At 68.6% G+C, this 14,466-nt stretch carries 10 protein-coding genes; 7 read left to right on the top strand and 3 right to left on the bottom strand.

Going from position 1 to position 14,466, the window contains the following annotated elements; genetic code table 11:
• The first annotated feature begins 107 nt into the window (after positions 1-107).
• The 7 genes from Q9R17_RS18705 (at position 108) to Q9R17_RS18670 (ending at position 10,872) form a co-directional block, all read left to right on the top strand.
• Positions 108-1,127: a hypothetical protein gene (locus tag Q9R17_RS18705; protein WP_308156075.1), complete on the top strand. Its 1,020-nt coding sequence runs from the start codon at positions 108-110 to the stop codon at positions 1,125-1,127.
• 256 nt (positions 1,128-1,383) lie between these two features.
• On the top strand, positions 1,384-1,776 hold the full coding sequence (locus Q9R17_RS18700; RefSeq protein WP_308156074.1) for a hypothetical protein: 393 nt from the start codon (positions 1,384-1,386) through the stop codon (positions 1,774-1,776).
• Positions 1,777-1,848: 72 nt separating this feature from the next.
• Positions 1,849-3,156, top strand: a complete 1,308-nt coding sequence (locus Q9R17_RS18695) for a TolC family protein (RefSeq protein WP_308156073.1) — start codon at positions 1,849-1,851, stop codon at positions 3,154-3,156.
• A complete protein-coding gene (locus Q9R17_RS18690; RefSeq protein ID WP_343238755.1) occupies positions 3,153-4,595 on the top strand; it encodes an efflux RND transporter periplasmic adaptor subunit in 1,443 nt (480 codons plus the stop codon). The genes Q9R17_RS18695 and Q9R17_RS18690 overlap by 4 nt, the downstream gene beginning before the upstream one ends.
• Positions 4,592-7,750: a CusA/CzcA family heavy metal efflux RND transporter gene (locus Q9R17_RS18680; protein WP_308156072.1), complete on the top strand. Its 3,159-nt coding sequence runs from the start codon at positions 4,592-4,594 to the stop codon at positions 7,748-7,750. The genes Q9R17_RS18690 and Q9R17_RS18680 overlap by 4 nt, the downstream gene beginning before the upstream one ends.
• Positions 7,751-7,924: 174 nt before the next feature.
• Positions 7,925-8,536: a response regulator transcription factor gene (locus tag Q9R17_RS18675; RefSeq protein WP_308156071.1), complete on the top strand. Its 612-nt coding sequence runs from the start codon at positions 7,925-7,927 to the stop codon at positions 8,534-8,536.
• Positions 8,533-10,872 carry an ATP-binding protein gene (locus Q9R17_RS18670; protein ID WP_308156070.1) on the top strand — a complete coding sequence of 780 codons (2,340 nt, stop codon included), beginning with the start codon at positions 8,533-8,535 and terminating at the stop codon, positions 10,870-10,872. Before Q9R17_RS18675 ends, Q9R17_RS18670 begins: the two co-directional genes overlap by 4 nt.
• 1 nt (position 10,873) lies before the next feature.
• Here Q9R17_RS18670 and Q9R17_RS18665 read toward each other — a convergent pair whose 3' ends face one another.
• From Q9R17_RS18665 to fusA, 3 genes are all read right to left on the bottom strand, one after another.
• Positions 10,874-11,626, bottom strand: coding sequence for a SapC family protein (locus Q9R17_RS18665; RefSeq protein ID WP_308156069.1), 753 nt, complete (start codon positions 11,624-11,626; stop codon positions 10,874-10,876).
• A 111-nt stretch (positions 11,627-11,737) separates the two neighbouring features.
• Positions 11,738-12,010, bottom strand: a complete 273-nt coding sequence (locus Q9R17_RS18660; RefSeq protein ID WP_308156068.1) for a hypothetical protein — start codon at positions 12,008-12,010, stop codon at positions 11,738-11,740.
• Positions 12,011-12,248: 238 nt separating this feature from the next.
• Positions 12,249-14,285, bottom strand: coding sequence for an elongation factor G (gene fusA, locus Q9R17_RS18655; RefSeq protein WP_308156067.1), 2,037 nt, complete (start codon positions 14,283-14,285; stop codon positions 12,249-12,251).
• Between the last annotated feature and the right edge of the window lie 181 nt (positions 14,286-14,466).

Genomic DNA, 14,466 nt, shown 5'->3' with positions numbered 1-14,466 from the left:
GCAGGCAATGCAGTGCCGCAACGCCCCATCCGGCACATTGCGGCCGTCAGCATTGGTCGTATTCTCCGGCGCATACCACCTGCCCTTGCCCTGCCGGACATCTGCCGATGCTGCTTCGTTCCGTTTCCGGCCTGCTGGGCACTGCCCTGCTGATGCTGGCTGCCATGGGTTCTGCCCACGCCACGGCGCGCGAGGTGGTGCCGATCCACCAGGCACGCATGGCCAATGGCGACCTTCGCTACAGCGTGACGGTGCAGATCGGCACGCGTGCCGTGGAGGCCGAACTGGACACCGGCTCGGTCGGGTTGCGGGTGATGCCCGGGGTACTGCGCAGCGACGATGCCATGCCCACCAACACCCCTTCCCAGGAGCACTACGGCAGCGGCGTGCACCTGCAGGGCCACATCGCACAGGCCGACGTCGGCTTCGGGCAGGGCCGCCAACGCGTGCCGATCCAGTGGGTGGACACCGTCTCCTGCGATCCGCAGCGGCCGAAATGCATTGCGTCGTGGGTGCCACAAGGGGCTTTCCTGATCGGCGGCGGCGACCCTCGCAAGGGTGAAGGCTACAAGGCCATCCTCGGCATCGGCATGCACCGCTCCACGGCCATCAATCCGCTGCTGGCGATGGGCGGGCGCTGGCTGGTGCTGCTGCCACGGCCCGGCGAGCGCGCGCCGGGGCAGCTCATCATCAATCCGACACCGGAAGAAACGCAGGGCTTCCGCGCGGTCGACCTGCAGCGCGTGGCCGCAAAGCCCGGCGATCGCCTGCCGTACTGGAAGGACCATGCACTGCAGGGCTGCCTCTCGCGAACGGACACGGGCGAGAAGACGTGCGCCGACAGCATCCTGGACACCGGCGCGGCCGGGTTCCGCATCACCGCCGCCAACGGTCATCCGGCCTGGCCGGAAGGCGTACAGGCGCACTACAGCCTGCTGATGGCCGACGGCACGCAGCTGGGCCAGCACTTCCGCGTCAGCAGGAAAAGTCCGGACTACGTGCGCTTCAGCAGCGACAAGGGCTCGCCGTTCACCGGCATCAATGCCGGGCTGCTGACCTACTTCGACAACGCGGTGCTGTATGACCAGCATGCCGGGCTGATCGGCCTGCGTGCACGGGCACACTGATCGCACTGACCCTGCTCACCCGGCTGGCCCATCGCAATCAATAACGCAACCCGTGATGAAATTGGCTCCGTAGTCTGGAGCTGCTCCATCCCTGAACCAACCCCGGCACGTCCGGCATGGCAGCGCCACATCCCACTGGACGTTGCACCCATCACCCGCAGTACACTCCGCCGATGTTCATCCGCCCCTCCACCACGCACGCATCCACGACGGCCGCCAAGTGCCGCGCGATGCCGTGCCGTGCAGGAGGCCGCGAATGAAACGCCCTGCATTCCGCAAGCGCCGCTTCCTTGCGCGTTTTGCCTGGCTGGCCCTGCTCGCACTGCTGTTCCAGCAGGTCGCGTTGGCCAGCTATGCCTGCCCGACCAATGATGCGCCGCCACCCCGTGCGGGCATGATGGCCGGCTGCACGGGCATGGACATGCCCGACGCCGACGCACCCATGCTGTGCGACCAGCACTGCCTGCGTGACCACGCCACCAGTACGGACCTGCAGGCGCCCCAGGTGCCCGCCCTGGGCCTGCCGCCGGTGTATTTCGCGCTGGCGGACGCATTGTTGCCACCGGCGCATTCCCAGCACTACGAAGACGTGCGGACCTGTCAGGCCGATCCTCCGCCTGCGCAGCGTTTCTGCAGCCTGCAGATTTAAGCCTCCCGACCCGATGCCTGTCCGCGCGGCCAATGCTGGCCGCGCGCTCGATGTTTCGTGTCTGGAGGTTTCATGTTCTGCCCATTCCGACTGCGCCATCGGCGCAGTGTCGGTGGCTGCGCAGCGTTGCTGCTGGCCGCCTGCTTCGCCATACCTGTTGCGTGGTCTGCACCGACCACGATCACATTCACCCACGCCCAGACCCTGGCCCTGCAGGCCGCACCCAGCCTGCAGGCGCGCCAGGCGCAGGTGCTTGCAGCCGGTGAGGAATCGCACCGCGCCGCCGCCCTGCCCGATCCGCAGCTGAGCGTTGGCATCGTCAACCTGCCCATCACCGGCCGGGAGGCACTCAATGCGGGTGCCGACGACATGACCATGAAGGAAATCGCCTTTACCCAGGCATTTCCCGCCCGCGCCAAGCGCCTGGCACGCCAGGAGGTCGCCGACCGCCAGGTCGAACAGGCACACGCGTTGTCGGTGGCCGAGCAGGCCGCGGTCCGCCAGGCGGTGGCCTCGGCCTGGATTGCGCGCTGGGCGGCACAGCGCGAGGTGGATGCGCTGCGCATGATGCGCGAACCGGCCGAGGTGGCCGTGCGCACCGCCAAGGCGCGCCTGGCCGGTGGCACCGGCTCGGCTACCGATGCGCTGGCCACCCGCGCCGATGCGCTGGAACTTGAGAACCGCATCGATGCGGCCGAGGCCGGCGCGACAGCGGCGCAGGCAGGACTGGCCCGCTGGCTGGACCTGCCGGCCGAGGCCTTCGAGATTGCCGGTGATCCGCCGGATCTGGCCACCCTGCCCCACGACCGCAGCGCCTTGCTGGGCAACCTCGATCAGCAGGCACCGCTGCTGCCGTGGCAATCCCGCGAGGCGATGGCCGAGGCCGAAGTCAGTGCCGCCCTTGCCGAGACGCGGCCGGACTGGAGCGTGAGCCTGGGCTATGGGCAGCGCAGCCGCACACCGGATGGCCTGCCGCGCAGCGACATGCTGACGCTGCAGGTGGCCGTGGGGTTGCCGCTGTTCACCCGCAACCGCCAGGACCGTGGCATTGCCGCACGCCGTGCGGATCTGCAGGCGGTCAGTGCCGAGCACGAAGATGCCCGGCGCGCCCAGGCGGCGCAGGTACAGCAGTGGCTGGCGGCCTGGGATGGCGCCAACCGTGCCGTGGCCCGCAAGCAGTCACAACTGCTGCCCCTGGCGGCCGACCGCAGCCGCACCGCGCTGGCGGCCTACGCCGGCGGCGGCGAACTGCAGCCCTGGCTGCAGGCCCGCCGCGACGAAATCGAACTGCATATCGAACACGCACGCCATCTGGGCGAACTCGGCCGTGACTGGGCCGCCCTCGCCTATCTGCTGCCGACCGGAGAGACCCAGCCATGAAGCCCTTCCCTACTGTTCTGACGCTGCTTGCGGCGGCCTGCCTGGTCGGCCTTGGCGTGGTTGCCGGCCATTACTGGCCTCACGGCGAAGCGACGATGGATGCCGCGCCCACCACGGCTGGCGACGCCCGCACCGCGCTGTACTGGTATGACCCGATGGTGCCGGCACAGCACTTCGACAAGCCGGGCAAATCGCCCTTCATGGACATGCAGTTGGTGCCACGCTACGCCGAGGGTGGCGACGATGCGGCATCGCCCGGTGTGCGTATCGACCCGGCATTGCAGCAGAGCGTCGGCATCCGCACGGCGACCGTTGAAACCGGCCAGCTGACCACCGGCCTGCATGTGCCGGGCACGCTCAGCTGGAACCTGCACGAGGAATCGGTGGTCAGCGCACGCGCCGATGGCATCGTCACCACGCTGAAGGTGCCGGCGCCCTATACCGCCGTGAGCCGCGGGCAGGCGTTGGCCAGCGTGCTCGCGCCGATGTGGAGCAGCGCCCGTGGCGAAGCGGATGCACTGGCGCATGCGCAGTCTGCCGACGCACGCGCCCTGGCCGCTGCCGCACAGCAGCGGCTGCACGTGCTTGGCGCGCAGGGTGGAACCGGACGCGACGGCAGTGTCACGCTGTCGGCAGATCGCGCTGGCGTCGTCACCGAGGTGATGGTGCGGCAGGGCCAGGCGGTCACGGCAGGCATGCCGTTGTTCCGTATCAATGGCAGCGCAACGCTGTGGTTGGACGCAGCCATTCCGCAGGCCAACATCATGGGCCTGGCCCCGGGCAGCGCGGTCGAGGCGCGGGTCAGCGCATTGCCCGGCGAGGTGTTCCATGGGCAGATCGACGCACTGCTGCCGCAGGTCGATGCCAGCAGCCGCACGCAGACTGCACGTATCGTGCTGCGCAATCCGCGCGGCCAGCTGGCGGCCGGGATGTTCGCCGATGTCACCCTGCAACCGGCGGCAGGCCCGAGCGTGCCGCTGATCCCGAGCGAGGCGCTGATCGCCACCGGTGATGACAGCCGGGTGATCGTCGCCACCGACGAGGGGCATTTCATGCCGGTACGGGTGCGCACGGGCCGCAGCAGCGGCGGGCGTACCGAAATCCTGTCGGGCTTGAGCGGTGGCGAACGGGTGGTGGTTTCCGGGCAGTTCCTGGTCGATTCGGAGGCCAGCCTGTCGGGCGCGCTGCAGCGGTTGGGCGATACGTCGGCCCCGACCCAGGTCGAGGACGGCGCCGCGATGGCCATGGCGATGCACAACGAAGGCACCGGCAAGGCGCCGGCCTGCCGCGTGCAGTACTGGTACGACCCGATGAAGCCCGACACGCACTTCGACAAGCCGGGCCGATCGCCGTTCATGGACATGCCGCTGGTGCCGGCCTACGCCGACGACAACGGCAAGGCCTGTGATGCCGGCGCTGCGATGGAGATGCCGCAATGATCGCCCGTCTCATCCATGCCTGCATCGCCCATCGCGTGCTGGTGCTGGTGGCCGCGGTGCTGCTGGCACTGGCCGGCCTGTGGTCGGTGCACAACACGCCGCTGGACGCCCTGCCGGACCTGTCCGACACCCAGGTGATCCTGCGCACGCAGTGGCCCGGGCAGACGCCACGCATCGTCGAAGACCAGGTGACCTATCCGCTGGCCACGACCATGCTGTCGGTGCCGGGGGTGAAGACCGTGCGCGGCTTTTCCTTCTTTGGCGACTCCTTCGTCTATGTGCTGTTCGACGACCGCACCGATCTGTACTGGGCACGCTCGCGCGTGCTGGAGTACCTGAGCCAGGTGCGCGACCGCCTGCCCAAGGGGGTCACGCCCGCGCTGGGGCCGGATGCCACCGGGCTGGGCTGGATCTACCAGTACGCGCTGGTCGACCGCAGCGGCCATCACGATGTGGGCCAGCTGCGTGCTCTGCAGGATTGGCTGCTGCGCTATGAACTGAAGACCCTGCCGGATGTGGCCGAGGTCGCCAGTGTCGGCGGTGCCGTGCGTGCGTGGCAGATCACCCCGGACCCGCAGGCGCTGGCGGCGCGAGGGCTGAGTGTGGCCCAGCTGGCCAAGGCTGTCGACGCGGCCAATGGTGCGGCCGGCGGCTCGGTCATCGAGCAGGGCGAAGCGGAAATGATGGTGCGCAGCGAGGGCTGGCTGCACTCGGTCGAGGCGTTCGAGCAGGTTCCCGTCAGTACCTCGCCCGGTGGCGTGCCGGTGCTGCTGGGCGATGTCGCCCGCATCAGCCGTGGCCCGGTATTCCGCCGCGGCATCACCGAACTGGATGGCCAGGGCGAAGTGGCCGGCGGCGTGGTCGTGCTGCGTACCGGCAAGGATGCGCTGGCGGCGATCGACAACGTCAAGGCACGCCTGAAGCAGGTACAGGCCAGCCTGCCCGCCGGCGTGGAGATCGTGCCGGTGTATGACCGCTCCGGCCTGATCCATGAAGCCGTGGACACCCTCACCCACAAGCTGGGTGAAGAGTTCTTGGTGGTGGCGCTGGTCTGTGCGCTGTTCCTGTGGCACCTGCGCTCGGCGCTGGTGGCGGTGATCACGTTGCCCCTGGGCATCCTGGCGGCCTTCATCGTCATGCACTGGCAGGGCATCAGCGCGAACCTGCTGTCACTGGGCGGCATCGCCATTGCCATCGGCGCGATGGTCGATGCGGCGGTGGTCATGATCGAGAACGCACACAAGCACCTGGAGCACTGGCATGCCGGGCACGGCGAGGACGCACAGGGCGAAGCGCGCTGGCGCCTGATCGCCCGCTCGGCGGCGGAAGTCGGCCCGGCCCTGTTCGCCAGCCTGCTGGTGATCACCCTGTCATTCGTGCCGGTATTCGCGCTGCAGGCGCAGGAGGGCCGCCTGTTCGCACCGCTGGCATTCACCAAGACCTATGCGATGGCGGCGGCAGCGGCGCTGTCGGTCACGGTGATTCCGGTGCTGATGGGCTACCTGATCCGCGGCCGCATCCGCCCGGAAGCACGCAACCCGATCAACCGCGTGCTGGTGGCGCTCTATCGCCCGGTGCTGGACCAGGTGCTGCGCCACCCAAGACTGACGTTGGCATTGGGCGCCGCCCTGCTGCTGGCCACGTTCATACCGCTGTCCCGGGTCGGCTCGGAGTTCATGCCACCACTGGATGAAGGCACCCTGCTGTACATGCCCACTGCCCTGCCCGGCCTGTCGGCGGACAAGGCACGGCAGCTGCTGCAGATTTCCGACCGGATGATCATGCAGGTGCCGGAGGTCGCCCATGTATTCGGCAAGGCCGGGCGCGCCGAGAGCGCCACCGATCCGGCGCCGCTGGAGATGTTCGAGACGACGGTGACGTTCAAGCCACGCGACCAGTGGCGGCCTGGCATGACCCCCGCCAGGCTGCGCCAGGTGCTGGACGAGGCGGTGAAGGTGCCCGGCCTGACCAACCTGTGGGTGCCGCCCATCCGCAACCGCATCGACATGCTGGCCACCGGCATCAAGAGCCCGATCGGCATCAAAGTGTCCGGCCCGGACCTGGACGGCATCGGCCGGCTGAGCGCACAGGTGGAAAGCATCGCCCGTGAGGTGCCGGGCGTGTCCTCGGCACTCGCCGAACGCGTGGGTGGCGGCCGCTATGTGGATGTCCATATCCGCCCCGATGCCGCCGCCCGTTATGGCCTCAGCCAGGCCGACCTGCAGGCGCTGATCGGCACGGTGGTGGGCGGCGACCCGATCGGCGAGACCATCGAGGGCCGCGAGCGCTACCCGATCGTGCTGCGCTACCCGCGCGAGCAACGCGATTCACTGGCCGCGCTGCAGGCGCTGCCGATCACTACCGACAGCGGTGCGCAGCTGGCGCTGGGCCAGGTGGCCGATGTCACCGTCAGCGCCGGGCCGCCGATGATCAAGAGCGAGGACGGGCGCCTGGTCGGCTATGTCTATTTGGATGTGGCCGGCCGCGACCTGGGATCGGTGGTGGCCGATCTGCAGCACGCGGTCGGCACGCAGCTGCCGCTGCCGCCGGGTTACCGCATCGGCTGGTCGGGCCAGTACGAATACCTGGAACGGGCAGCGGCGCGCCTGCGCTGGGTGGTGCCGGCCGCGCTGCTGATCATCGCGCTGGTGCTGTGGGCGGTGTTCCGCCGCATCGGTGAGGTGGGCATCATCCTGCTCAGCCTGCCGTTGGCACTGGTGGGCGGGCTGTGGCTGGTGTGGCTGCTGGGGCACGCGATCTCGGTGGCCTCCCTGATCGGCTTCATCGCCCTGGGCGGCGTCGCCGCCGAATTCGGGGTGATCATGCTGCTGTATCTGCGTAACGCGTGGGAACAGCGCCTGGCTGCCGGTGAGCCAGCGGACCTGCACACGCTGGAGGCGGCCATCCGCGAGGGTGCCGTGCAGCGGGTGCGGCCGAAGGCGATGACCGTGGCGGTGATCCTGGCTGGCCTGCTGCCGCTGTTCATCGGCGCCGGCGCCGGCTCGGAAGTGATGCAGCGCATCGCCGCGCCGATGCTGGGCGGCATGATCACCGCGCCGCTGTTGTCGATGCTGCTGATCCCGGCGGCCTACCGCCTGCTGCGCGGGCGGCGGCTGCCTGCGGCATCGCACAGGAGGCCCATGCACGCCGATTGATAGCAGATTGAATTGATGGCGGCTCAACACTGGCTTTTGTTGATTGCCGCCATCAATCTTGTTTTTAGGAATATTCGTAATATTCCGGGCGGTGGCACGCTCTTTCATTGCACGCGCGACAGAATGGCCGCAACACCCCGGTGTTGAGTGCTCTTGGCCATGAACGGAATCCCCTTGTCACACCGCATCTGCGTTGCACTGCTGGATGACCACGAAATCGTCCGTCGTGGCACGGCCCATCACCTGGCCTTCGATCGACGCTTCCGGGTCGTAGGCAGCCACGGCAGTGCCGATGCACTGCTGGAAGGCCTGCACCAGAAAGGCACGGATGTTGCCGTTGTCGACTACGCACTGAGCCCGGACGAGCCTTCCGGCGATTCGGTGATCGAACGGCTGCAGCAGGCGTTTCCCCAGCTTGGCCTGGTGGTGTTTTCCGCCCGCGCACCGCAGGCGGCCATCAACCGCCTGCTCGACACCGGGGTCGGTGGTTTCGTCAGCAAGGCCGCCCCCCTGCAGGAACTGTCCGATGCCATCCTGCGGGTGTCGCAGGGCCAGCGGCACGTTCCGCCGGCCTGCCGCCTGGCCGCCGACCGTGGCACCCTGAGCCGCAATGAGCGCGAGGTGCTGCGGGCATGGCTGGCCGGGCGGACCATTTCGGAAATCGCCATCGAGCGCCACCGCAGCCTGAAGACGGTCAGCACGCAGAAGGTGTCGGCGCTGCGCAAGCTCGGGCTGCGCAACGATGTCGAGCTGTACGCGATGCGGCACCAGCTGGAAGCCCTGTGAACGCGCTGCCACGGGGGCTGCTGTACGCGGTGCTGGCCGGGTGTGCCAGCCCGTGCATCGGCGCCACCGAATCTGCCGTGCCCCGCTGGGAAGCCGAACAGCGCGCGCGGGTCGCACTGGACCCGGCGCAGCAGCCGCTGCTCGGCACGGGCGGCGCGCTGGCCGCACCGGTATCGGTTCCCGACGGCTATGCGCGTATTGTCAGCCGCCATACCGGCCTGGACTTCACAGCGGCGCCGCAGGCCGACGCGGCCAGTGCACTGGCTGCGGTCTGCAGCGAACGGGCCGACCTGGCCCTGGCACTGGTGCTCGACCCGCACAGCCCCCTGCCCTGTCATGACCTTACCGCCACGCGTGATTTCCTGCACAGCACCTCGCTGCTGGCGGTACGCCGCGGGCAGGCCGGCCCACGGCAGCTGCACCAGCTGGGCGCGCACGATCTGCTGGCCGTGGTGGACGGCGGCGCCTACCCCGCATGGCTGGACGAGCACTACCCCGGCATCCGCCAGTTGCGCCTGGCGGACATGTATACCGTGCTGGGCGCGGTCGAAGCCGGGGTGGCAACGGCAGCCATCGGCATGGACGGCGTGATGATGCACCTGGCCCGCGGGCCGTTTTCCACCACGCTGGAAACCCACGCGCTTGATGATCCGGCACCGGCACGCCTGATGCTGGTCGCACGCGAACAGGACCGCGAGCTGATCGAGCGCATCAATGCCGGGCTTGATGCCGCCACACCCGCCGACCATGCACGCATGATGGCGCTGTGGGCACGTATCGGCGGCGCAGCGTCGGCACGTTCCTTGTTCGACACGGCCATCCAGCGCCACGGGCTGCTGGCCGGGGGTGCGCTGGGCGCGATCGCCCTGCTGCTGGGCGTGGCGTGGCAACTGCGCCGCTGGCAGCTGCAGGCCGTGGCCGAAAGCCAGCACAAGAGCCGCTTCATCGGCATGATGAGCCACGAAGTGCGCAATTCAGCGCAGGCGGTGATGGCTTCCATCGACCTGCTGGGCCATTCCCCGCTGCAGCAGGGCCAGCGTGATCTGGTCGACGCGGCCGGTGCGGCCGGCATCGCACTGCGCGGCCTGTTGAACCGCGCCATCGACTTTGCCCGGCTCTCCGCCGGCCGCTTCCAGCCGACAGCCCGTGCCAGCGATGTGCAGCGGGTTGCCGAGCAGGCCCTGCTGGCCATCGCGCCGTCGGCACGCGCCAAGGGCATCGCCCTGCACCTGCGCACGCAGCCGCAGCCGTTTCCCGCCCTGCAGGTGGATCCGGACAGCCTTCGGCAGGTGCTGGACAACCTGCTGGGCAACGCCCTGCGGTTTACCGATACCGGCAGCATCGAGGTCGCCCTGCAGCTGCAGGCCACTGCCGCCGATGGCGGTGAACTGTGCGTGGATGTGGTCGATACCGGCGTAGGCATCGACAGCAGCCAGCTGCAGCAGCTGTTCCGCCCCTTCGTGCAGGCCGATGCCGGCCGGCGCCGAGGAGGAACCGGACTGGGGTTGTCGATCAGCCGTGAACTGGCCCGCCTGATGGGGGGCGAACTGAGTGCGCGCAGCGTGGAAGGGCATGGCAGCTGCTTCACGCTGCGCGTGCCAGCCCGCATCGCAACGGCCATAGACGCTGCACCCCCTCCCCGCCCTGCCCCGGATGCCCTGTCGGGGCTGGCCGTGATGCTGGTCGAAGACCACGACCTGAACCGTGCCGTGGTGGGCGAGCAGCTGCGTCAGCTGGGGGCCGATGTCACCACCTGTGCCGATGCGCGCAGCGCACTGGATCATCTGGCCGGCCGCCCCTGCGACCTGGTGCTGCTCGATATCGGGCTCGATGGCATCGACGGCATGGATGGCTACCAGCTGGCCACGGCCATCCGTACGCTGGAAAGTACCCAGGAACAGCCACCGGCGTGCATCGTTGCGCTGTCGGCCGATACCAGTGAAAGCCACCAGACCCGCTGCATGGCCGCAGGCATGGATGCCGCGTTGAGCAAGCCGCTGGGACTGGATGCGCTGATGGCGCTGCTGGGCAGGCTGGCGCCCGGCAGGCGCCCACCACCGGTACCCGAACGCGACTACCGGCAGGCCATTGCCGAGGAACTGCCCGGCCTGTTGGCCGCCATCACGCAACGCGACGTGGCGGCCCTGCGCCACCGCGCGCACCGCCTGCAGGGGCTGGCGCAGATGCTGGGGGAGCCCGGCTGGTCAGCCATTGCCGGCGACCTGTGGGAACTGGCCGATGAAAACACCGACTGGCGCGATGCACAGCGGCTGGCCGATGTCCTGGCCAGCCAGCAGGCAGGGCGGCAGCACCCGCAGGCGCCGCCGCCGGACTGACTCAGGCCGCGCGTGCCGCCATGCGGTTGGTCAGGTCACTGAAGCGCCCCAGCGACATCAGGTGCTGGTTGGCCAGCGACAGCCAGCCCTTGCGGTGCCAATCGACGACGATCGCTTCCGGCAGCGCCTGCAGCTTCTCGGCATCGATGACCTGGAAGCCATTGAGGTTGAATTCGCGGCCGTCGTGGGTGCGCACGGTGGCATTGCGCACCACCAGCAGATCCTGCGCCTTCAGCGCCTGCGAGAACGCACGGGTCTGTTCGTGCTCACGGGTGAACTGGCCGCAGAAATCCAGCGCGTTCTGCACGATTTCCTCGGCCTTGCCATCAACGAACAGGGGCTGGCCTTCGCTGCCGCCCTTCACCACGCGATCGCTTTCCTCGTCCAGGCCCAGCAGGAACTGGTTCTCATCGCCGGTGTCGATGAAGATGAACGGGTGGCGGCGCACGTAGGCCGGGATGTAGCTGTTGGCATCCCATTCGCCTTCGCTGACGAACAGGTTGTCTTCGGTCACGCCCACGGCCGCCATCGGCACCGCGTCGTCACCGGCGAACAGGATCGGGTAGTGGTGCAGGGCCAGGGCGAACTCGCCCGCCACCAGCGGAATGGAGTTGGTGGCGGCGGCGAAGCCGAGCCGGCCCGGCAGGATGCGGACGTCAGCGTGCACATCGGCCTGCAGCGGCACCGGACGGTTGTAGAACAGGGGGGCGCTGGTCGGGGCAGCGGTGGTCGGGGTGTCGCTTGCGGTGGTCATTGCGGGAACCGTGTCTTTCGTGCGCGCCTTCCTTCCCGGGCGCGCAGACGGGAACAACCTGAACCCCGCATTATCAACAAGCCGGGTGACAAGAACCACCCCGGCGTGGAATTACTTCAACTGCAGCGGATAACGCTGCCACAGGACATGCACCAGGAACCCGGTCAGTTCGGCGTCGCGGTTGCTGATGGCGGCCCGGATCTTGTCCAGCAGGACCGTGTCGCTGCAGTGCCGCACGTCGGCATGGTTGGCCTGCCCTGCCCGCCGGGCCCGGTAGCGGGCGGCCCGCTGCGCATCGCTCATCGCATACCCGAACTTGGGCGGACGCCCCCGCTTGCGCGGCAGGGTCAGCTCCAGGGTTCCAGGGTCTTTATCGTCACGCATGGGGCGATGGCTGGTGGCGGCACATGGAGGGGGTGCGCAATTTATCGTGAGGCATCACTTTAATCCAGCTTTTTCTGCAGGAAATGCTGCGCTGCCGCGAGGATGTGCGCGGACCTCCAGAACGCACGGCACCCCCGGACTGCGGATGCGGGATACGGATGCCTGCATGGCGCAGGGTCGCCCCATGCCATCATCCAAAAAAGGGAGCCCGTCACCGGGCTCCCTCCGTTGTTTCACCTCAGGCGACACGCACCGGCTCATAACCGCTCAACCGGGCTTCGCTGCTGGCCCGTCCCTGGCTCAGCGAACGCAGGGCGGTGGTATAGCCCCGCAGCTGGGCCAGCGGTGCGAAGCCATTGACCTCGGCACGACCGTCAACATCGTCGATGGCGGTGATGCGGCCATGGCGGCGGTTGATGTCGCCCACCACATCGCCCACCGCTGCCGACGGCGCATGCACGGTCAGCGCCATCACCGGCTCGAGCAGCTGTGTGCCGGCCTGTTCAAGCGCCGATCGCACCGCCTCCACACCCGCCCGATGGAACGCCAGGTCGGACGAATCCTTCGCATGGGTCTGGCCATCGACCAGGCTCACCTCCACGCCCACCACCGGGTAGCCCTGCGGCCCATCGGACAGCGCCGCACGCACGCCCTTCTCCACCGCTGCGATGAAGCCGCGCGGCACCACGCCACCGACGATGCGGTCGTTGAACACCACCTGGTCGTCCTCACGCGGCACCATGTCCAGCACCACATGCGCGAACTGGCCCTGGCCGCCGGTCTGCTTGACCACCCGCCCGACCACGCCCGGCACAGCACGCAGTGGGGTTTCCTGGTAGGCCACGCGGGGGGCGCCCACGCTGACATCGACCTTCCATTCGGTGCGCAGGCGCTCGACCATCACCTCAAGGTGCAGCTCGCCCATGCCCCAGGCCAGGGTTTCACCGCTGTCCTTGTCGGTCTCGACGCGGAACGACGGATCTTCCTGGGCCAGGCTGGCCAGGCCCTGGCTCATGCGCAGCAGATCGTTGGCACGACCTGCCGTCAATCGCCACGCCAGCACCGGGGCCTGCGACTGGATGCTCTCCAGCTGCAGCGGATGGCCGCGACCACTGAGCGTTTCACCGCTCACCGCATCCTTCCAGCCGATCACGGCCACGATGTCACCGGCCACCGCCTGCGTGATGTCCTGGGTCTGGTCGGCCTGCACCCGTACCAGCCGACTGACCCGGCGGCCCTGGGCATGCTGCGAACTGGCCACGCTGTCGCCCACCTTCAAGGTGCCCGAATACAGGCGCACGAAACTCAACGCACCGTGCTGCTGGTGGGTGATCTTGAACAGCAGGCCCGCCAACGGACCATCCGGATCCGGCGGCAGCTGCACCTGGCCGTCGGCCGCCTCGGCCACCACGGCCGGCCGGTCCAGCGGCGAAGGCAGGTAATCGACCACCGCATCCAGCAGCGTTTCGATGCCCTTGTCCTTGAACGCCGCACCGGCCAGTACCGGCACGCCGGCACCGGCCAGCGTGGCCCTGCGCACGGCCGCGCGCAGGGTATCGGCATCGATCACCGCACCGGCCAGCCACAGTTCGGCCAGCGCGTCATCGTGCTCGGCCACGGCTTCCACCAGCGCTTCGCGCTGCGGCTGCCACTGCGCACGCTCGTCTTCGGTCCACGGCGCCACGTGGCTGCCGCCCGTTTCCGGCCACCGCACGGTCTGCTGCCCGACCAGATCGACCCAGCCGTGGAAACCGGCTTCGCTGCCCAGCGGCCATCCCAGCGCCCACGGCCGCGCCTGCAGCTTGTCCTGCAGTTGCGCCAGCACGCGCTCGAACGAAGCGCCGATGCGGTCCATCTTGTTGACGAAGGCCAGCAGCGGCACGCCATGCCGACGCGCCTGGCGCCAGACGGTTTCCGATTGCGGCTGCACGCCGTCCACGGCCGAGAACACGGCCACGGCACCGTCGAGCACGCGCAGCGAGCGCTCGACTTCGATGGCGAAATCGATATGGCCGGGCGTGTCGATCAGGGTCAGCGCGTGCGGGGGCAGATCGCGCGGGGCCCACTGTGCATGCACGGCGGCCGCACCGATGGTGATGCCGCGCTCGCGCTCGATGGCCGAGAAGTCGGTCGTCGCGTTGCCGTCGTGCACTTCGCCGACGCGGTGGATTTCACCGGTGCGCCACAACAGGCGTTCGGTGAGCGTGGTCTTGCCGGCGTCGATGTGGGCAATGATGCCGAGGTTGCGACGACGGGACAGGGTCTGGGTGTTCATGAGGGCATTCCTGCAAAGCCAACTTCAGGGGCCGCGCGTCCCGGTTGGCGACAGGGCGCGCGGCTAGCGTTCGGTCTCGGCGGTCTGGTGCATGGCACGTTCTCCTTGCGGTACAGCGGGTGGGAGGGAAAAGAAGGAGGGCGGAAACGAAAAGAGCGCCCCGAAAGGGCGCTCTGTGGAT

This window comes from Stenotrophomonas sp. 24(2023) (genome assembly GCF_030913365.1).
In the GTDB taxonomy this organism is placed as follows: Bacteria; Pseudomonadota; Gammaproteobacteria; order Xanthomonadales; family Xanthomonadaceae; genus Stenotrophomonas.
This window is presented reverse-complemented; position numbering and strand designations above follow the sequence as displayed.

Bases quoted from the DNA above. Each gene is read 5' to 3' on its own strand.
- Q9R17_RS18705 (WP_308156075.1), top strand. From the start codon at position 108: ATGCTGCTTCGTTCCGTTTCCGGCCTGCTGGGCACTGCCCTGCTGATG.
- Q9R17_RS18700 (WP_308156074.1), top strand. From the start codon at position 1,384: ATGAAACGCCCTGCATTCCGCAAGCGCCGCTTCCTTGCGCGTTTTGCC.
- Q9R17_RS18695 (WP_308156073.1), top strand. From the start codon at position 1,849: ATGTTCTGCCCATTCCGACTGCGCCATCGGCGCAGTGTCGGTGGCTGC.
- Q9R17_RS18690 (WP_343238755.1), top strand. From the start codon at position 3,153: ATGAAGCCCTTCCCTACTGTTCTGACGCTGCTTGCGGCGGCCTGCCTG.
- Q9R17_RS18680 (WP_308156072.1), top strand. From the start codon at position 4,592: ATGATCGCCCGTCTCATCCATGCCTGCATCGCCCATCGCGTGCTGGTG.
- Q9R17_RS18665 (WP_308156069.1), bottom strand. From the start codon at position 11,626: ATGACCACCGCAAGCGACACCCCGACCACCGCTGCCCCGACCAGCGCC.
- Q9R17_RS18660 (WP_308156068.1), bottom strand. From the start codon at position 12,010: ATGCGTGACGATAAAGACCCTGGAACCCTGGAGCTGACCCTGCCGCGC.
- fusA (WP_308156067.1), bottom strand. From the start codon at position 14,285: ATGAACACCCAGACCCTGTCCCGTCGTCGCAACCTCGGCATCATTGCC.